The sequence below is a fragment of the Niveispirillum sp. genome (assembly GCF_017996735.1).
GTDB lineage: Bacteria > Pseudomonadota > Alphaproteobacteria > Azospirillales > Azospirillaceae > Niveispirillum.
The window spans coordinates 45,704-63,259 of sequence record NZ_JAGOGJ010000027.1 but is presented as its reverse complement, the minus strand read 5'-3'; the positions used below and the strand labels follow the sequence as shown (position 1 = coordinate 63,259).

Below are 17,556 nucleotides of genomic sequence, written 5' to 3'. Positions count from 1 at the left end.
ACGCAGGACAGGCCGTCCCCCGCCTTGGCCACGGGCAGGGCCAGCGCCTCCACCTCCAGCAACCGCCCGTCCGACATCACCGACTGTTCGGCCACAAAGCGCATGGGCCGACCGCTGGCCGCGACGGACCCCAGCACCCGCATGATGCGGGCAAAAACCGGCTGGCGCGCAAATTCGCTGATCCGGCGGCCGGTGGGGTCCATCTCGTAATTGATGATGGTGTTGCGGCCGAAATAACGGCCGACAAAATCCGGCCGCCCGCCCCATCCCACAATGTCCAGGCACCAGAGATCGTCGCCCAGCACGGCCTGTGCGGCCGGCAGCAACCTGTCGATGTCCGGCAGGGAATGGCCGGGTGCAGTGGTCGCAACCCAGGCATCGTAGAGAAGACACAGCCGCGGATGGCGCAGGTCACCACGCCTTTCCACGGGATCAAGGGTGAAAGCGTCATTCATGATGGCCACCGAATCCCCTTCGCCGGCCCCAGCCCTGGCAGGGTGGCGGTAAAGCAAGCGTCGCGCAAGAGTCAACCTGATCCGGAAGGCACGAAAGGCAAGAGATGATCGCCGGCTGCGCGGCGGACGGCGCGGGTCAGGTCGGCCAGGGTGGCGCTGGCCAGACGGCTGCGCTGCCAGACCAGCGGCACGTCCAGTTCGGTGCCCGGCAGCAGCGCCACCAGCCGCCCCGCCGCCAGATGCGGGGCGGCCAGCAGCAGCGGATTCATGCCCCAGCCGATCCCCGCCAGGGCCGCATCGACAAAAGCCTGGGAGGAGGGCAGCCAATGGGTGGGCGGGGTAGGCACCGCTCCCCCCTCCCCCACGGCCCGGCGCAGCCATGCGGCCTGCAACCCGTCCTTGGCGTTGAAGGTCAGGCAGGGCGCGCGGGACAGGGACGCCGCATCGACACCCGCCGGGAAATGCCGGTCGATGAAATCCGGGCTGGCGGTGGCCACATAGCGCAGCACGCCAAGCGGATGGCTGTCGCATCCCGGCACGGTGCCGCCACCCGCCGTCACCGCCGCCACCACCTCTCCCCGGCGCAGCCAGTCGGCGCTATGGTCCTGATCATCCAGCACCAGATCGAACAGGCAGTGGGGCGGGGCCGCCATGGCGGTGATGAACCATGTGGCCAGACTGTCGGCATTGACCGCGATGCGCAGCGGCACCGGCACCGCCGACGGGTCCAGCCCCGGCAGCGCCCCCGGCAACTCGCTTTCCAGCAGCGCCACCTGCTCGGCATGCTGGCACAGGCGCAGGCCGGCCCGCGTGGCGGTACAGGGCTGTCCCCGCACCACCAGGGCCGTGCCCATGCGTTCCTCCAGCAGCTTCACCCGTTGCGAGATGGCAGACGGTGTCAGGTTCAGGTGCCGCGCCGCGCGGTCGAATCCGCCGGTGCGGATGACGGCGGCCAGCGCCTCCAACAGGGCATAGTCCAGCATACAGTTCAGCAGCGCTCAATTAGGATTAGGAACATTATCTACGCTAAATCCGCTGGGGATGATAGGCGAAGGTGTCCGTCACTGCCTGCCCGGTCCATCCGCCATGTCCGCCCTGCTTGCCCATGTCCTTCCCGGCTATCTCCTGGGTCTCAGCCTGATCGTCGCCATCGGGGCGCAGAACGCCTTTGTCCTGCGCCAGGGTTTGCGGGGTGACCATGTCTGGGCCGTCACGCTGACCTGTGCTTTTTCCGACGCGCTGCTGATCCTGGCGGGGGTGGAGGGGCTGGCGCGGGTGCAGGCAGCCCTGCCCGCCATCGTGCCGGTCATGCGCTATGCCGGGGCCGCCTTCCTGCTGGCCTATGCGGTCCGCGCCCTGCGGTCGGCCCTGCGGCCGGGCGCTACGCTGTCACCGGCGGCGGCGGGTGGGCCGGGGCTGGCCGCGACGCTGGCCACCTGTCTGGCGCTCACCTGGCTGAACCCGCATGTCTATCTGGATACGGTGCTGCTGATCGGGTCGGTGGCGGCGGGCCATGGGGAGGGGCGGCACCTGTTCGCGGCCGGTGCCATCGCCGCTTCCTTCAGCTTCTTCCTGGCCCTGGGCCATGGCGCACGCCTGCTGCGCCCGCTTTTTGCACGACCCGGCATCTGGCAGGCGCTGGATGCAGTCATTGCCGTCACCATGGCGGCGCTGGGCCTGGGGCTGCTGATCCAGGGGGCTTAAAACCGCGCCTCGACCCCCAGCGTGCCGACCCAGCCGCGCCGCCCGCCATCATATCTCACCGCATCCAGGCTCAGGCTGGTTTCATCCAGGATGCGCCACGACAGGCCGGCGCCATAGGCGTCGTAATCGCGGCTGATATCCAGATCGACTCCCTGCCACCACAAGGCCGCGCCATAGGGCCCATTCTCGTAGGCGGCCATCAGGGTGGTGCTGGTGGCATCGTCGCCCTTCAACCGCCCGCTATCGCCATCATCGACATAGACCACGCCGCCGGAAAAGCCGCCATAAAGCAGCAAACCGGCCAGTTTCAGGCTTTCCGTGTCGCCCAGCAGCGGGTTGCGGCTGTCGGCCTTCACATAACCGGCGGCCAGTTCATAGGAGAAGGCGTTCCAGTCGCCCTGATAATTCAGCCCCACCTCCCACAGATCGCGGTCCAGGGCGCCTGGCGTCTCCCGCGCGATATCCTCCACCAGACTGTCGCGCTTGGGCGCATAGGACACGCCCAGGCGCAGGCCCATGACGCGCGGCGTCTCATACAGGATCTTGGTGGCGTCGTCGCTGTCGCGGCCCAGATGGTCGATGGGTGGGGCCGTCGGCGCGATGCCCGTCCACAACCCATCCATCTGCCCGCCCGACAGCAGGGGCAGCATGTCGATGGCCCGCTTGGCTGCCCCATCCTCGTCACCAAGGCGCAGACGGCCCCAGGCGGAATTGACGGTCAGGAAAATCTCGTTCGCGGTCAGTTGGTCGTTGCGGCCGGGCCGGTCCAGGCTTTTCTGGTAGTCACCCGATCCCAGCGTCGCCGTCAGCGACAGGCCCAGCCCGCTGTCGGTGGTCAGCGTGCCCTCCCCCGTGACGGCATAGGCGCCGAACAGGTCGTGCCCGTCGCCCGACCGCACCACCGCCCCCTGCCCCACCCCGCGCCAGTCGAATTCCACCGTCTCACCGGCGGCGGGCAGGGCGGCCAGCAGGGCGGCGGCGGCGGACAGGCGGGACAACAGGCGGGCCAAGATCGCATCCTTGGAACAGGGTGGCAGGGGGCCACGGGATTGACGGGGCGGACAGGAACGGCTTTACGTGCTGCGTGGGGCGAAAACAAGGCCAATGGCCCGTGCCCCCGACCAATGCCGGTTCCCCAACCCAGGGCAGAGACGATGACCGACCCCGCCAACGATGTGGCCGACAACCTGGCCGAGATCAAGACCCGCATCGACCGGGCCGCAGCGGAGGCCGGAAGGCCCGCCGGCGCCGCCCGCCTGATCGCCGTGTCCAAGGTGCAGCCGGTGGAAAAGCTGGAAGCGGCGCTTGCCGCCGGCCACCGCCTGTTCGGGGAGAACCGGGTGCAGGAGGCCAAGGCCAAATTCCCGGCGGCGCGCGAACGCTATCCCGATATCGAACTGCACCTGATCGGCCCTTTGCAGACCAACAAGGTGAAGGAAGCCGTCGCCCTGTTCGACGTGATCCAGACCCTGGACCGCCCGAAGCTGGCCGCCGCCCTGGCGGAGGAGGGGCGCAAGCGCGGGCGGCTGCCCCGCCTGTTCGTGGAGGTGAATGTGGGGGACGAGCCGCAGAAGGCCGGCATCGCGCCCGCCGACCTGCCCGCCTTTCTGGCCGAATGTCGCGACATGCACGGCCTGACCATCGACGGGCTGATGTGTATTCCCCCCGCCGATCAGGACCCGGCCCCGCATTTTGCCCTGCTGCGCGATCTGGCGGAACAGCACGGGCTGACGGAGGTGTCGATGGGCATGAGCGGGGATTACGAACAGGCCGTGCGCACGGGCGCCACCTTCGTGCGCGTCGGTACCGCCATTTTCGGCGAACGGATCAAACCGGCCGCCCATGGCTGAGAAGCAGCCCGACTTCCGCGACTGGTCCTTCCTGGCTGATGGCAGCGCCGACCAGCGCCGCGCCTTCGCCACCCTGTCGCGCCATCGTCCCTTTGACCGGCTGGCCGGGCACGATACGGGTCTGGCCGGCACCTTCCCCATCGACATCGCCGTCGAAGGGTCCGACCTGGACATCCTGGTCCAGGCGGACGACCCGTTTTCCCTGGCCCCAATTCTGGATGCCGCCTTCGGCCATTACCCCGGCTATGCCCACCGCCGGGCCAGCGCGGCCGACGGCCCGGCCCTGGTCGCCGGCTTCACGCTGGACGGTCTGCCCGTGGAGATTTTTGTGCAGGCCCTGCCCGTGACTCGGCAGATGGGCTGGCGCCATATGCTGGTGGAGGCGCGGCTGCTGGCCCTGGACCCGTCCCTGCGCCCCGCTATCCGTGCCCTGAAACAGGCCGGCATCAAGACCGAACCCGCCTTCGCCCGGCTGCTGGCCCTGCCCGGCGATCCCTATCAGGCTCTGCTGGCCCTGGAACCCCTGGCGGACAGCGCCCTGTCCGACCTGCTGTCGCAACGCCGGTCGGCCATGCCGAAATGAGGGTGATTAAAAGGCTTGCGGGATCGATCCGACCTCATTATGTTCCGCGCCCATCCAGTGCGGAGGGGTGGCCGAGTGGTTGAAGGCGCTCGCCTGGAAAGCGGGTATACGTCAAAAGCGTATCGTGAGTTCGAATCTCATCCCCTCCGCCATTTTCCCGATACGGGAATGAATGGTTTCTCAAAATAAAGCGGCTGCCGCTCGATCGGTTTTAGTCGTTGGTCACAGGGCGCCCGGCAGCGGCCACTTGGCGTGGAACGCCAGACGCCGTGACGACTTCTTCATGTCTTGTAATGTCGGCGATGGCATCCGGGTGTTCCCCGGGCATGCGACGCGGTGATTTCAGCCGCTGCCTTTCCGGCCACTCCCCCTCTGCCGGCGTTTCACCGGCAGAGGGGGATCGTATGGCTTGGCGTTACACCACCCGGATATTCTTGAACTGCCAGGGGTCGGACGTGTCCACGTCCTCCACGAACAGCTTGTTGCGGCCGTCCAGCGGGGTCCAGTCGGTGTAGGCACCGACCACCGGCCCCAGATAGGGCATGCAGATATCCAGGCAGCGCTGGAAATCCATGTCGTCGGCCTCGACAATGCCGCGATCCGGATTCTCGATGGCCCAGACCATGCCGGACAGGGCGGCGACCGTGACCTGCAGGCTGGTGGCGCTGTTGAATTCCACCAACTGGCGGGCCTCCGAACAGGTGAGTTGGGAGCCGAACCAGTAGGCACCCTTTTCATGGCCGGCCAGCAGCACGCCCAGTTCGTCCACCCCGTCGATGATTTCCTTCATCATCAGGCGCTGGGTCTCCTGCTGCACGAAGTTCTTGCCGGCGAATTCGTGGATCGATTTCACCGCGTCGTCGCAGGGATGATAGGCATAGTGGCAGGTGGGGCGATAGATGGCGTTGCCCGCCTCGTCCCGCACCGTCAGGTAGTCGGGAATCGACAGCGCCTCGCTATGCGTGATCAGGAAGCCGTGGAAGGGGCCTTCCATCGGGGTCCAGGTGCGCACGCGCTGCGTTACGCCCGGCCGGTTCAGGATGATGCCGGCCTGACAGCCGAAATCATGACGGATACCGTCGGGCGGGAACGTCGCCTCATGCGTGCCCCAGCCCATTTCCGCCGGCTGGCAGCCCTCGGAGATGAAGCCGTCGATGGACCAGGTATTGACGAACTCCCCCCGCTTCTTGGGGATGGAGGAGACCTGGGTGTCGCGTTCGGCGATATGGATCACCTTCACGCCCAGTTCATGGGCCAGCGCCGCCCAGGCCGCGCGCCCCGCCGGCACGTCGGCCACGTCGCGGCCCGTATCCTCCGCGATGTTCAGCAGCGCCTGCTTCACGAAGTGGGAGACAAGGCCCGGATTGGCGCCATGGGTCAGCACCGCCGTCGGGGCCTTGGACCCCAGCTTGGACCGCAGGTCCAGCGCCGTTTCGCGCAACGCATAGTTGGAGCGCATGGAGGGCGACAGGCTGGGGTCGGTGTAACCGCCGGGCCAGGGTTCGATACAGGTGTCCAGATAGAGCGCGCCGCGTTCCGCGCACAGTTCCACCAGCGCCGTGGACGAGACATCCACCGACAGGTTCAGGAGGAAATCACCCTTGGAGAGCAGGGGTTCCAGCATGGCCCGGTAATTCTGCCGGGTCAGCGGTTCCTTGACGAACTTGATGCCGAAATAGTCAGCCTCACCGTGGCCGCGCTCGTCCGCCGTAATGATGGTGATGTTCTGCCGGTCAACTTCGATATGCCGCAGAATCAGGGGCAGCACACCTTGGCCAATGCTGCCGAATCCAACCATCACAAGACGCCCGGGAAGGGCACAATGCTTCTGATATTGGGTCATTTTCGTGGGTTCTCCGGGGCTATTACCCGCCTATGGGAGCCTCATGGCTGTGGGGTTGACGTGCTTCAGACGTGATGCAGGACAACAGAAAGGCGCGGCCCCGTCCAACAGGATGGGACCGTGCCCGGTTTGGAATTGTCACAATGCTATATCAAGCGTTGCGATTAGTGAAGATGATGCTTGTCGAACTATCACCCGGCCCGTGGTCGGTGCAACGGCTTCCGTGTGAAATAATCGTGTAACACCCCGGCGCTGATCGGCGAAAGGAACGCAGATCAGCTTTTTCCGGGGCCGTCCCATCTGGATATTAACCCATATGATCTTGGCCCCGGGCTCTGCGGGTGCCGTGATCGTTCCGCATGCGATGCCATTATTCTCGGGTCATTTCACATTATACTCCCTGTTGCGCGAACCGCGCGGTGTCACGCCGCGCATACCGATGCGGCGACCGCATGACCAGCGGTTTCCAGCAGCGGGCCATCGCACACTTCCACCAGATGCGCCTGATCGAAGCCGTTGAATTCCGTGCGCAGGGTGGCGCCATAGGCCCCCAGTTGCCCGATCTCGATCCAGTCGCCTTCGCGCATATCGGCGGGCAGCAGGAAGGGACCTTTCATGCGGTCCGCACTGTCACAGGTGGGACCCCAGAAGCTGAACGGCACCAGGGGCGCGTCGGAGCGGCGGATCAGGCGGCAGGGGAACAGGAAGCCGGGCACGCCCGCGTCCGACAGGCTGCCATAGACGCCGTCATTGATGAACAGCTCATCACTGCCCCGGCGGCGTTCCACCTGCACCACGACCGACCCGCCGGCCGCCACCAGGGCGCGGCCCGGCTCGCACCAGATGCGGGTGCCGGCGGGCAGGTTCAGGGCGGCCAGGCCGCGCGCGATCTCGTCCATGTACAGCGTCAGGTCGGGCGGGTCCATGTCCGGATAGGCAACGGGGAAGCCGCCGCCGATATCCAGCACATCGACGGCCACGCCCGCCGCATCGATCACCCGGCCCGCCAGTTCCAGCGCACGGCCATAGGCGGCGGGTTCCAGCATCTGGCTGCCAACATGGAAGCACAGGCCAACGCGCGCGCCGACCGCGCGGGCACGGCGCAGCAGGGCGACCGCATCATCGAACCCGGCCCCGAACTTGCCCGACAGATCATAGGCGGCCTTGCCCTTGGGCATGGCGAGGCGGACGAACAGGCCCAGGTCGCCTGCATGGCCCGTGACCGCCAGGATCTTTTCCAGTTCCTCCAGGCTGTCCAGCGAGAAGTCGCGCACGCCATGATCGGCATAGGCCTTGGCGATGGCGGCGCGGTTCTTCACCGGATGCATGTAGTGGATATGGGCGTCGGCAAACATCTGCCGCACCACGCGGATTTCGGCCGGGGACGCACAGTCGAAATGCCGGATGCCGCCATGATACAGGGCACGCAGAAAGGCAGGGTCGGGATTGCACTTCACGGCATACAGCACATCGCCCATCCCGCCCGTGGCATGGCCGAACAGGTCCAGGAAGCGGCCGGCAGTAGCGCGCAGGGTGGCGGGGCGGATGCAATGCATGGGTTCCGCCGGTTCCAGCCGTGCCACCATCCGGTCGACGCTGGGCAGGGCGGGACCGGCCGGGCGGACAGAGGCGCGGCGCAGGGGGGCAACGGCGGTGCGAAAACGGACCTGGGCCATGAAATGAACCCTCCAGGGGACAATACCCCATGCCACCCAGCCTCGCCGATCAATGGGCGCGGAACAGGGCGGAAATATGGAATGATGGCGGCGGGCGGTACGGACCGGCCGGCCGACATGTGCGGGAATATCGGGATCTGGTGCCGCGTCGTGATTGCCGGGTCGCAAAAGACCTCAAAGCGTCAACGGACGAAGCGAACCAGCGGGGTCCTTACCGGACCATGCCTTCGCGGCGGGAAACGGCGTTCATGTGACTATCCCTCTCGGGGTACCGGCCCACGGTTGACCGGTGCTGCCAAAAAGGACGCCTGACGTCGTTGCATGGCACAAAGGGCCAGGGGCACGTGCGGGTGCGTCGTGGGATCAGCTTATCCATGCGAACCGCCGTTCATGCAAGGGCTTGTTGCAGTGCGGGTCGCATGGCTGGCACCACCCCTGTGCGGATGCGGCCCTGGTGCCCATATGGTCCCCATGACAAAGGCGATGATCCTTCCGGCACTGGCCGCCCTGTTCCTGCTGTGCCCCCCGTCCGGGGCGCAGGAGAACCCGCTTCTGTCGCCGCCGCCGGGTCTGCCCGGCCTGCCCGCCAGCCCCAGCCCGCTGGACGCTGAACGCGGCCGGGCGCAGGCGGACATCCTGCGCGGCGGGGCCGACATGTCGCTGCGGCCCGACGCCGACCCGATGCGGCAACGGGATGCCGATATCTTGCGGCTGGATGCCGAACGGGCACAGCGGGCGTTGCAGGACCCGTCCCCGCCCGCGCCGCCGCCAGGCAGTGCCGTCGGCCCCGATGCGCCGCGCATCGATCCGCCGGAACCGCGCATCACCCATGGGCGGAAGAAGGGGGCGCCGACGCCGGCGCAATCGTCCCCCGTTCCCGAGCGCAAGCCCACGACCCCGCCCGGCCCTTGACGGAGGGCGCCGTTTCCTGTTGTTGGCGTGGACAGGCCAGCGGAACCGGAACCATGATCCCCATCACCCCCTATATCGCCATCGACGAGGAGGAGCTTCAGGAAAGCTTCCTGCGCGCCGGCGGGCCGGGCGGGCAGAATGTCAACAAGGTGGAAACGGCGGTGCAACTGCGTTTCGACGTCGCCAACTCCCCCACCCTGCCCGACTGGTTGAAGCAGCGGGTGCGCGGTGTGGCGGGGCGCAAGCTGACGGCGGACGGGGTGCTGGTGCTGGTGGCCCAGGCCCATCGCAGCCAGGAACGCAACCGGGAGGATGCCAAGGCCAGGCTGGTGGAGATTCTGGCCAAAGCGGCGGAACGGCAGGCGCCGCGCCGGCCCACGCGGCCCACCCTGGCATCCAAGACCCGCCGGCTGGATGCAAAAACCACCCGGTCGGGCGTCAAGAAGATGCGCGGCAAGGTCGATATGGATTAGCCCGTGTGATCTTCGCGCGACAGGGCCCTGACCGTTCGCATTACCTCTTTGCGTTATAACCAGTGCGTGTCTTAATGCGTTTACAAGGGCCGGAGAGTTTCCGGCATTGTTTCCAGGCCTTGGGTCCGATGTCGAAATTCACCCGCACCGGCGGTTCCTCCAGCGTCGATCTCAGCCGCGTGGCGATTCAGAAATCGCCCTCGCTGCTGGATGACCGTCTGGGCGTCTATCGCAACAAGATCACGCAGAACGAAATCGACGTGATGCTGAAGCAGCATCAGGCCTTCGTGGAACAGCGCGTCACCGGTGTGCGGGCGCATTTCAAGCTGTGTGAATTGTCGAATCTGGACCTGTCGGGTTCGGTGCTGGCCTCGGCCGATTTCACCGGGGCCAAGCTGCATAATACCCTGCTGCGCGGCGCCGACCTGCGCATGACCAATTTCTACGCGGCCGATCTGGCGGAAGCCGACCTGATGCATGCCGACCTGACCGCGGCCGACATGCGGGGCGCCATCCTGCGCGGGGCCGTCATGATCAGTTGCAACCTGACATCCGCCGATTTCCGCAACGGCACCCTGGCGCTGGCCCGCAATGGCGAGCTGGTATCGGTGCAGTCCAGCGCGGAGGCCGACCTGTCCAAGGCCGTGATCATGCGCGCCACCCTGTCCAGGGCGCGGCTGTCCGACAGCTTTGTGATGCAGACCGACCTGCGCGATGCCGATCTGCGCGGGTCCATCCTGTGCAAGGCCAACCTGTCGGACAGCAACCTGACGGGATGTGACCTGACCAGTTGCGACCTGACGGAGGCCAATCTGGAAGGCGCCAATCTGGAAGGCGCCATCATGACCGGGGCCATCCTGCGCCATGCCAACCTGAAGGGCGCCAATCTGATCGGCGCCATCCTGGACGGGGTCGACCTGACCCTGGCCAATATGGAGGATGTGAAGACCATCGAGCAGTTGGCCGGCATGGAGGAAAGCCTGGCCGACATGCTGACGGCCCACGCCAAATGGATCGAAACCAATGGCACGCAGGGGCGGCAACTGGACCTGTCGGGCAAGGATCTGACGGGCATGGACCTGTCGCGCATGACCTTGTCGGCGGGCATCTTTCGCGGGGCCGTGCTGCGCAACGCCAACCTGTCGCGCTCCGCCCTGCTGATGGCCGACCTGTCATCGGCCGATCTGCGCGGGGCCAATATCCGCAACGCCAATATGCGCGGGGCCCGGCTGATCCGGTCCATGCTGGTGGGGGCCGACATGACGGGGGTGCTGGCCTCGCCCATCAATATCCAGGGGCATGACTGGCAAACCAATCTGGAGCGCGCGCGCCTGGGCAAGGCCATCCTGGTCGGTGCCGACCTGACGGGGGCAAACCTGTCCGGGGCCGATCTGCGACAGGCCCAGATCCGCAATGTCAGCATCAAGGGCGCCGACCTGACCGACGCCAACCTGACCAATGCCGACCTGCGCGGCGTCGACTTCGCCAAATGCAAGCTGACCAACGCCAAGGGCCTGCCCGATCTGGATGATCTGGAAGGGGATGATTGATCGGATGCGCGTTCCCTGGTAACGCACCACCATGAGCACACATCACGACATCATCATCACCGGGGGCGGGGCCGCCGGGCTCTATGCCGCCATCTTTGCCGGGCGGCGCGGACGGCGCGTGCTGGTGCTGGACCATGCGGAGAAGGTGGGGAAAAAGATCCTGATCTCCGGCGGCGGGCGCTGCAACTTCACCAATCTGGAGACGAAGCCCGACCGGTATCTGTCGGCCAATCCGCATTTCGCCATCTCCGCCCTGAAGCGGCACACGCAGCATGATTTTATCGCCCTGGTCGACCGGCACGGCATCGGCTGGCACGAAAAGAAGCTGGGCCAACTGTTCTGTGATGACGGCGCGGGCCGCATCCTGGGCATGCTGCTGGATGAATGCGCCGATGCCGGCGTGGCCATCCGCACAGCATGCCGCATCGATGACGTGACAGCGGTGGAAGGCGGCGGGTTCCGCGTCACCACCAGCCACGGCAGCTTTACGTCCGACAGCTTCATCCTGGCCACCGGCGGCCCGTCGATCCCCAAGATGGGGGCGACCGACTTCGCCTTCCGTCTGGCCCGGAAATGGGACCTCAACATTGTGGAGCCTCGCCCGGCCCTGGTGCCGCTGACCTTCGCACCGGCCGATCTGGAAAAGCTGAAGGATTTGTCGGGCGTGCCGCTGGAAGGCGCGGTTTCCTGCGGCAAGGGGCGGTTCCGGGAGGCGCTGCTGATCACCCATCGCGGCCTGTCGGGCCCGTCGATCCTGCAAATCTCCTCCTACTGGCGTGAAGGCCAGGGGGTGCGCATCGACCTGTCGCCCGACCAGCCCCTGGCCGAGCATCTGAAAGGGCTGAAGCGGACCCGGCACAAGGCGGAACTGAAAACCATCCTGGGCGAGATTCTGCCGCGCCGCTTTGCCGAGCGACTGTTCGAGGTGGCGCTGATCGGTCCTGCCCCGCTGGTCAACCGGCCCGTGGCCGATATCAAGGATGCCGACCTGATGACGGTCGCCGCTGCCCTGCACGCCTGGACGGTGCATCCGGACGGGACAGAGGGCTACCGTACCGCGGAGGTGACGCTGGGCGGGGTGGATACGGCGGAACTGTCGTCCAAGACCATGGAAGCGAAAAAGATCCCCGGCCTTTTTGTGGTGGGGGAGGCGGTGGACGTCACCGGCTGGCTGGGCGGGTACAATTTCCAGTGGGCCTGGTCCAGCGGGCACGCGGCCGGCATGGCAGCTTGAACCTGTCTTCGTCCGGGTCGCCGTTTTCGTTTCTGACAGAATACCGATCTTTATTTAGGAGAAATTGCGTAAACTTATACTTCTTATTGATTCTGGTATCGCCCAACGGCCGCCATCTTCGTCCGCGACAACCAACCCTGTTGCGCCCTTCGCCGATCGGCCTAGGATGCAGGCCAGGTCCCCTTTCGGAAGCCCGATCATGAAGAATGTCGCCCGCGTCGCCGCATCCCTGCTGGCCTTGGCCAGCCTTGCCGGTTGCATGGCCGCCCCCGCCCAACGCGAATCGCGTGAGGGCCTGGACCCGCGCCGGGCCTGCATGGCGCAGTGCAATCGCGACAACAATATCTGCATGGACCAGCAGTCGGCCAGCCCGGGCAACACCTCCCAGGTCGGGCGCACCGATTACGGCATGGGGGCCACCTGCAAGGCCGAACTTCAAAGCTGTCAGGCCCGTTGCTGATCCCTGTCCCGTTCACCCCCCGGATATGAAGATGAACGCCATCGCCCCCCGTCTGGTAGCCCTGACGCTGGCCGCCGCCTTGCTGACCCCGCTGCCCACGGCGCTGGCCCAGACTGTGCCGGCCAGCCGCGCCGACATCGCGATGTCGTTCGCGCCGCTGGTGAAACAGGCCGGCCCCGCCGTGGTGAACATCTACACCAAGCGGCGGGTGCAGCAGCGGATTTCGCCGCTGCTGCAGGACCCGCTGTTCCAGCGCTTCTTTGGGGACGCCCTGTCCGGCATCCCGCGCGAACGGGTGGAAAGCAGCCTGGGCTCCGGCGTGATCCTGGCGTCCGACGGGCTGATCGTCACCAATGCCCATGTGATCAAGGACAGTGACGAGATCACCGTGGTCCTGGCCGACCGGCGCGAATTCGCCGCCAAGCTGATCACCACCGACGAACAGGTCGATCTTGCCGTGCTGCGCATTGATCCGGGCAAGGAGAAGCTGCCCGTCCTGCAGATGCATGACAGCGACGATCTGGAGGTGGGCGATCTGGTCCTGGCCATCGGCAACCCGTTCGGCGTGGGCCAGACGGTGACCAGCGGTATCGTGTCGGCCGTGGCGCGCACCGCCGTCGGCATCTCGGACTATAATTTCTTCATCCAGACCGATGCCGCCATCAATCCCGGCAATTCCGGCGGGGCGCTGATCGGCATGGATGGGCGTCTGGTCGGCATCAACACCGCGATCTACAGCCGGTCGGGCGGGTCCATCGGCATCGGTTTCGCCATCCCCGCCAACATGGTGCGCACCGTGGTCGATGCGGTCCGCAATGGCGGCAAGCTGGTGCGCCCCTGGATCGGCGCCGGTGGTCAGGCCGTAACCAGCGATATCGCCTCCTCCATGGGGCTGCCGCGCCCAGCGGGTGTGCTGATCAATCAGGTGCGCAAGGGCGGGCCGGCGGATCAGGCGGGGCTGAAGGTCGGTGACGTGGTCACCGCCGTCAATGGCAAGGCCGTGGACGACCCGGACAGCATGCGCTATCGCGTGGCCACGCTGGGCGTGGGCGGCAATACCAGCATCACGGTGCTGCGCGGCGGGCGGGAGCAGACGCTGCCCCTGCGCCTGATCGGCCCGCCGGAGGACCCGCCGCGCAATGAGACCACCCTGGCCGGCCGCACGCCCCTGACGGGGGCCAAGGTCGCCAACCTGAACCCGGCGCTGGTGGAAGAACTGCGCTTCGACGGGGCCGACAGCGGTGTGGTGGTGCTGGAGGTCGGGCGCGGGTCGCCCGCCGCGTCGCTGGGCCTGCGGCCGGGTGACGTCGTCCTGTCGGTCAACAATGCCGATATCCGCCGCGTGGGCGATCTGGATGCGGCCCTGGCCGGTCAGGTGCGCCGCTGGACCATCGCCGTCCGGCGCGGGGACCAGACCCTGACCACCACTGTCGGTGGCTGAGACAGGGTTGGCGCCTCTGCCCCGTATCAGGAAGGGTACCCGCCTTTCGGATGCGCCACGATGCATAGCCGCCGCCTGATCCTGTCCTTGATTGCCACCGCCCCCCTGCTGCCGCTCTGGCCGGCGGGGGCGACGGTCGTTGACCCCTCATCGCCCGACCTGCCGTCGGTGACAGGCCTGATCCAGGCGGCCATCCGCCGCCACCGGCTGGACGGGGTGGCCGCCATCGCCCATCACCGGGGACGGGTGCTGTATCGCGGCTATTTCGGGGATATCGGGCCGGGCACGGCCATTCCCGTGGCCTCGGCCAGCAAATGGGTGGCGGGCCTGGTGATCATGGCCCTGGTGGCGCAGGGCCGGTTGCGTCTGGACCTGACCCTGGGGCAGGCCGGGTTGATCGCCACGGGTCCCGCCGCCGGCATCACGCTCGCCCAACTGATGAGCCACACCTCCGCCCTGCCTGCCATCGGGCCGGTGCGGCAGGACCGGCGCTATCCCACCCCGGCGGCGGCGGCACGCGGGCTGGCGGAAATGGACCTGATCGGGCAGCCGGGACAGGTCTTCGCCTATGCCGGCGTGTCGATGCAGGTGGCCGCCTATCTGGCCGAACAGGCGGGCGGGGCGGACTGGAACAGCCTGTTCCGCCGCCTGATCGCCGATCCGCTGGGCCTGTCGCCCGCCTGCCGCTGGGGCGACAAATGGGGCGTGGCCGGCGGCCTGATCGCGACGCCCGACGATTATGAACGCATTCTGCTGCTGATCGCCTCACAGGGCCTGTCCAGCGATGGGCGCCGCATCCTGCCGGCCGACATCTTCCCCGTGATGGAACGCGACCGGATCGGCGGGGCCAACCGCAAGGAACAGCCGGAAGCGGCGGAAATGATGAAGGGCTATGGCATCGGCCTGTGGTGCGAATCGCTCTTGCCCGACGGTTCCTGCCCCATCATTTCCAGCCCCGGCGCCTTCGGCACCTTGCCGCGCATCGACCGGACACGCGACCTTGCCATCCTGCTGATGGTGAAATCGCGCCTGCCCACGGTGGCGGACGACTGGCGATCCATCGTCCGCGCCCTGACCCAGGCGGCAGAGGGCGGATAAACCCGCCCTTGCCTAATACCAGAGCCACGGAGCATGGCTCTTGGTATGTGCACGCGCCCTGAAACGCCCGGCGCCGCCATGCGGCGGCCTCCAAGGGTCATGGGCCATGACCCTTGTTATTACAGGCTTTCCAGTTCGGTAATGAAGCTGTCCAGCAGGCCCAGACCCTTGTTCCAGAAGGACGGGTCCTTCAGGTTCAGGCCGAACGGGGCCAGCAGGTCGGTATGGTGGAGCGTGCCCGCCGCCGACAGCATTTCCATGTATTTGTCCGCGAACTCCGCCCCCTGCCCCCTGGCCGCCGCCTCCTGATAGGCCGCATAGAGGCTGTTCACCAGACAGTCGCCGAAGGCGTAGGCATAGACATAGAAGGGCGAATGGACGAAGTGGCCGATATAGGTCCAGTAGGGCCGGTAGCTGTCTTCCCAGCGGAAGGCGGGACCCAGGCTCTCCGTCTGTACTTCCATCCAGATATCGGCGATGCGCTCCGCCGACAGTTCCCCATCCCGCCGTTCGGTGTGCAGCTTGCGCTCGAACTGGTAGAAGGCGATCTGGCGCACGACGGTGTTGATCATGTCCTCCACCTTGCCAGCCAGCAGCGCCTTGCGCTTCTTCGGGTCGGTGGTGGCGTCCAGCAGGCCGCGGAAGGTCAGCATCTCCCCGAACACCGACGCGGTCTCGGCCAGGGTCAGGGGGGTGGAGGCCTGCAAATGCCCCTGCTCGCGGCACAGATATTGATGCACGCCATGGCCCAACTCATGCGCCAGCGTCATCACATCGCGCGTGCGGCCCATATAGTTCAGCAGCAGGTAAGGATGCGCCGACGGCACCACGGGGTGGGCGAAGGCGCCGGGATTCTTGCCGGGACGGGACGGCACGTCGATCCAGGGATTGTCGAAGAAATGCTGGCCGATCTCCGCCATGCGCGGGCTGAACCTTGCATAGGCATCGCGCACGATGCGCTTGGCCTCCACCCACGGAATCTTGCGATCATCATCGCCCGGCAGCGGGGCGTTTCGGTCCCAGTAATCCAGCGTTTCCTGCCCGAACCATTTGGCCTTCAGCGCATAATAGCGGTGGGACAGGCGCGGATAGGCGGCCCGGACCGACGATAGCAGCGCATCCACCACCTCGTCTTCCACCTGATTGGCCAGGTTGCGGGACGACCAGGGGTTGGCGTAGTTGCGCCAGCGATCCTCGATCTCCTTGTCCTTGATCAGGGTATTCATGATGTGGGCGAAGGTGCGCTGGTTCTTCCCCAGCACCTCGCCCAGCACCTGCGCCGCTTCCTTGCGCACGGCCGGGTCGGTGGAGGAAAGCAGGTTCAGCGCCTGGGCCGAGGTCAAATCCTCCCCCCGGATGGGGAAACGCAGGTCCGCCAGATGTTCGTCGAACAGGCGCGTCCAGGAGGCGCGGCCCACCACATATTTCTCATGCAGCAGCTTTTCCAGATCGTCGGAAAGCTGATGCGGGCGGAAGATACGGGTATCGCGCAGGAAAGGGCGATAGGCGGCGAGATCCGGATTGGCCATCTTGGCATCCAGGGCCGCATCCTCCAGCCGGTTGATCTCCAGCGTGAAGAACAGCAGGTGGACGGAAATGCCCGTCACCCGCTCGCTCATCCCCTGATAGAACCGCCCGATCGCGGGATCCGCCATGTTGGAGGCATAGAGCAGGCCGGCGAAGGACATGACCTTCGACAGAACCTCGTCCAGCTTTTCATAAAGGGCGATGGCCTGGGCCAGTTCCGCGCCGCTCAAGCCCGCCAGCTTGCCCTGATACCGTTCGGCAAAGGCGGCGGCATCGTCCTCTGCCCTGGTCAGGTCACCCGCCAATGCCGGACAGTCGGGACCGGCATAAAGGTCGGACAGATCCCAGGCGGGCAGTTCGCCAAGGTCGGCATGGTTCAGGCTGTCGGGCACAATACGCCTCCGGCTTTGCAATCTTCCGACTGCATATGGCACGGGGGCGGCGGCAGTTCAATCGGACGGGATATACCCGCCCGATCGGGGCCGCGAAATATCAGGCCGCCGATACGGCGGCGGCAGCCGAACCGCAATCGTTGCTGGCGATGCGGACGGCGGTCAGGCGGACGATGCGCAACACGTCCTCCGCCACCACGCCGTCACGATCCATCAGCAGCACGGCGATGGGATCGGAGAGAAGCTCACCCAGGCTGGCTTCACCAAGCAGGGCTTCATCAAGTATCAAGTCATTGTTTTCCATGGGCGTCCTCCTGTCCGGGCCTTGGGGGCCTGCATACGCGGTTCCACGAGGCAA

The 17,556-nt window shown here is 66.3% G+C and carries 17 protein-coding genes and 1 tRNA gene; 11 read left to right on the top strand and 7 right to left on the bottom strand.

Annotated features, from left to right (window positions below; all coding sequences use genetic code 11):
* Nucleotides 1-455, bottom strand: a 455-nt coding sequence (locus tag KBA48_RS11210; RefSeq protein ID WP_292906259.1) for a hypothetical protein, incomplete at its 3' end; no start/stop codon positions are given.
* A 71-nt stretch (nucleotides 456-526) separates the two neighbouring features.
* The gene (locus KBA48_RS11205; protein WP_292906257.1) at nucleotides 527-1,438 is read right to left on the bottom strand and encodes a LysR family transcriptional regulator ArgP; all 912 of its coding nucleotides are present in this window, start codon (nucleotides 1,436-1,438) and stop codon (nucleotides 527-529) included.
* A gap of 103 nt (nucleotides 1,439-1,541) precedes the next feature.
* On the opposite strand from KBA48_RS11205, the gene KBA48_RS11200 reads away from it, so the two are divergent.
* Nucleotides 1,542-2,159: a LysE/ArgO family amino acid transporter gene (locus KBA48_RS11200; protein WP_292906255.1), complete on the top strand. Its 618-nt coding sequence runs from the start codon at nucleotides 1,542-1,544 to the stop codon at nucleotides 2,157-2,159.
* Here the strand turns inward: KBA48_RS11200 and KBA48_RS11195 are convergent.
* A complete protein-coding gene (locus KBA48_RS11195; protein WP_292906253.1) occupies nucleotides 2,156-3,169 on the bottom strand; it encodes a porin in 1,014 nt (337 codons plus the stop codon). The two genes, KBA48_RS11200 and KBA48_RS11195, sit on opposite strands and share 4 nt — an antisense overlap.
* A gap of 144 nt (nucleotides 3,170-3,313) precedes the next feature.
* Here KBA48_RS11195 and KBA48_RS11190 point away from each other — a divergent pair, with 144 nt between their 5' ends.
* The 3 genes from KBA48_RS11190 to KBA48_RS11180 all read left to right on the top strand — a co-directional run bounded on the left by KBA48_RS11190 (nucleotide 3,314) and on the right by KBA48_RS11180 (nucleotide 4,744).
* Nucleotides 3,314-4,009: a YggS family pyridoxal phosphate-dependent enzyme gene (locus tag KBA48_RS11190; protein ID WP_292906251.1), complete on the top strand. Its 696-nt coding sequence runs from the start codon at nucleotides 3,314-3,316 to the stop codon at nucleotides 4,007-4,009.
* On the top strand, nucleotides 4,002-4,592 hold the full coding sequence (locus KBA48_RS11185; RefSeq protein WP_292906249.1) for a DUF4269 domain-containing protein: 591 nt from the start codon (nucleotides 4,002-4,004) through the stop codon (nucleotides 4,590-4,592). Before KBA48_RS11190 ends, KBA48_RS11185 begins: the two co-directional genes overlap by 8 nt.
* A 61-nt stretch (nucleotides 4,593-4,653) precedes the next feature.
* A tRNA-Ser gene (locus KBA48_RS11180) sits at nucleotides 4,654-4,744 on the top strand.
* Between the two features lie 263 nt (nucleotides 4,745-5,007).
* On the opposite strand, the gene KBA48_RS11175 is transcribed toward KBA48_RS11180, so the two are convergent.
* Nucleotides 5,008-6,435: a homospermidine synthase gene (locus tag KBA48_RS11175; protein WP_292906247.1), complete on the bottom strand. Its 1,428-nt coding sequence runs from the start codon at nucleotides 6,433-6,435 to the stop codon at nucleotides 5,008-5,010.
* A gap of 422 nt (nucleotides 6,436-6,857) precedes the next feature.
* Nucleotides 6,858-8,111 (bottom strand): type III PLP-dependent enzyme, encoded by a 1,254-nt coding sequence (locus KBA48_RS11170; RefSeq protein ID WP_292906245.1) that lies wholly within the window; start codon nucleotides 8,109-8,111, stop codon nucleotides 6,858-6,860.
* 483 nt (nucleotides 8,112-8,594) lie between these two features.
* On the opposite strand from KBA48_RS11170, the gene KBA48_RS11165 reads away from it, so the two are divergent.
* The 7 genes from KBA48_RS11165 to KBA48_RS11135 all read left to right on the top strand — a co-directional run bounded on the left by KBA48_RS11165 (nucleotide 8,595) and on the right by KBA48_RS11135 (nucleotide 15,279).
* The gene (locus KBA48_RS11165) at nucleotides 8,595-9,023 is read left to right on the top strand and encodes a hypothetical protein (RefSeq protein ID WP_292906243.1); all 429 of its coding nucleotides are present in this window, start codon (nucleotides 8,595-8,597) and stop codon (nucleotides 9,021-9,023) included.
* Between the two features lie 53 nt (nucleotides 9,024-9,076).
* Nucleotides 9,077-9,496: an alternative ribosome rescue aminoacyl-tRNA hydrolase ArfB gene (gene arfB / locus KBA48_RS11160; RefSeq protein ID WP_292906241.1), complete on the top strand. Its 420-nt coding sequence runs from the start codon at nucleotides 9,077-9,079 to the stop codon at nucleotides 9,494-9,496.
* A gap of 128 nt (nucleotides 9,497-9,624) precedes the next feature.
* Entirely contained in the window at nucleotides 9,625-11,046 is a 1,422-nt protein-coding gene (locus tag KBA48_RS11155; RefSeq protein WP_292906239.1) for a pentapeptide repeat-containing protein, read from the top strand.
* Between the two features lie 31 nt (nucleotides 11,047-11,077).
* The gene (locus KBA48_RS11150) at nucleotides 11,078-12,280 is read left to right on the top strand and encodes an NAD(P)/FAD-dependent oxidoreductase (RefSeq protein ID WP_292906237.1); all 1,203 of its coding nucleotides are present in this window, start codon (nucleotides 11,078-11,080) and stop codon (nucleotides 12,278-12,280) included.
* 199 nt (nucleotides 12,281-12,479) lie between these two features.
* Nucleotides 12,480-12,740, top strand: coding sequence for a hypothetical protein (locus KBA48_RS11145; RefSeq protein ID WP_292906235.1), 261 nt, complete (start codon nucleotides 12,480-12,482; stop codon nucleotides 12,738-12,740).
* Nucleotides 12,741-12,771: 31 nt separating this feature from the next.
* A complete protein-coding gene (locus KBA48_RS11140) occupies nucleotides 12,772-14,181 on the top strand; it encodes a DegQ family serine endoprotease (RefSeq protein ID WP_292906233.1) in 1,410 nt (469 codons plus the stop codon).
* 60 nt (nucleotides 14,182-14,241) lie between these two features.
* Nucleotides 14,242-15,279 (top strand): serine hydrolase, encoded by a 1,038-nt coding sequence (locus KBA48_RS11135; RefSeq protein WP_292906231.1) that lies wholly within the window; start codon nucleotides 14,242-14,244, stop codon nucleotides 15,277-15,279.
* Nucleotides 15,280-15,398: 119 nt separating this feature from the next.
* On the opposite strand, the gene KBA48_RS11130 is transcribed toward KBA48_RS11135, so the two are convergent.
* On the bottom strand, nucleotides 15,399-17,198 hold the full coding sequence (locus KBA48_RS11130; protein ID WP_292906229.1) for a M3 family oligoendopeptidase: 1,800 nt from the start codon (nucleotides 17,196-17,198) through the stop codon (nucleotides 15,399-15,401).
* A gap of 100 nt (nucleotides 17,199-17,298) precedes the next feature.
* Nucleotides 17,299-17,502 carry a hypothetical protein gene (locus KBA48_RS11125; protein ID WP_292906227.1) on the bottom strand — a complete coding sequence of 68 codons (204 nt, stop codon included), beginning with the start codon at nucleotides 17,500-17,502 and terminating at the stop codon, nucleotides 17,299-17,301.
* Nucleotides 17,503-17,556 lie beyond the last annotated feature (54 nt).

Bases quoted from the DNA above. Each gene is read 5' to 3' on its own strand.
- KBA48_RS11205 (WP_292906257.1), bottom strand. From the start codon at position 1,438: ATGCTGGACTATGCCCTGTTGGAGGCGCTGGCCGCCGTCATCCGCACC.
- KBA48_RS11200 (WP_292906255.1), top strand. From the start codon at position 1,542: ATGTCCGCCCTGCTTGCCCATGTCCTTCCCGGCTATCTCCTGGGTCTC.
- KBA48_RS11190 (WP_292906251.1), top strand. From the start codon at position 3,314: ATGACCGACCCCGCCAACGATGTGGCCGACAACCTGGCCGAGATCAAG.
- KBA48_RS11185 (WP_292906249.1), top strand. From the start codon at position 4,002: ATGGCTGAGAAGCAGCCCGACTTCCGCGACTGGTCCTTCCTGGCTGAT.
- KBA48_RS11175 (WP_292906247.1), bottom strand. From the start codon at position 6,435: ATGACCCAATATCAGAAGCATTGTGCCCTTCCCGGGCGTCTTGTGATG.
- KBA48_RS11170 (WP_292906245.1), bottom strand. From the start codon at position 8,111: ATGGCCCAGGTCCGTTTTCGCACCGCCGTTGCCCCCCTGCGCCGCGCC.
- KBA48_RS11165 (WP_292906243.1), top strand. From the start codon at position 8,595: ATGATCCTTCCGGCACTGGCCGCCCTGTTCCTGCTGTGCCCCCCGTCC.
- arfB (WP_292906241.1), top strand. From the start codon at position 9,077: ATGATCCCCATCACCCCCTATATCGCCATCGACGAGGAGGAGCTTCAG.
- KBA48_RS11155 (WP_292906239.1), top strand. From the start codon at position 9,625: ATGTCGAAATTCACCCGCACCGGCGGTTCCTCCAGCGTCGATCTCAGC.
- KBA48_RS11150 (WP_292906237.1), top strand. From the start codon at position 11,078: ATGAGCACACATCACGACATCATCATCACCGGGGGCGGGGCCGCCGGG.
- KBA48_RS11145 (WP_292906235.1), top strand. From the start codon at position 12,480: ATGAAGAATGTCGCCCGCGTCGCCGCATCCCTGCTGGCCTTGGCCAGC.
- KBA48_RS11140 (WP_292906233.1), top strand. From the start codon at position 12,772: ATGAACGCCATCGCCCCCCGTCTGGTAGCCCTGACGCTGGCCGCCGCC.
- KBA48_RS11135 (WP_292906231.1), top strand. From the start codon at position 14,242: ATGCATAGCCGCCGCCTGATCCTGTCCTTGATTGCCACCGCCCCCCTG.
- KBA48_RS11125 (WP_292906227.1), bottom strand. From the start codon at position 17,502: ATGGAAAACAATGACTTGATACTTGATGAAGCCCTGCTTGGTGAAGCC.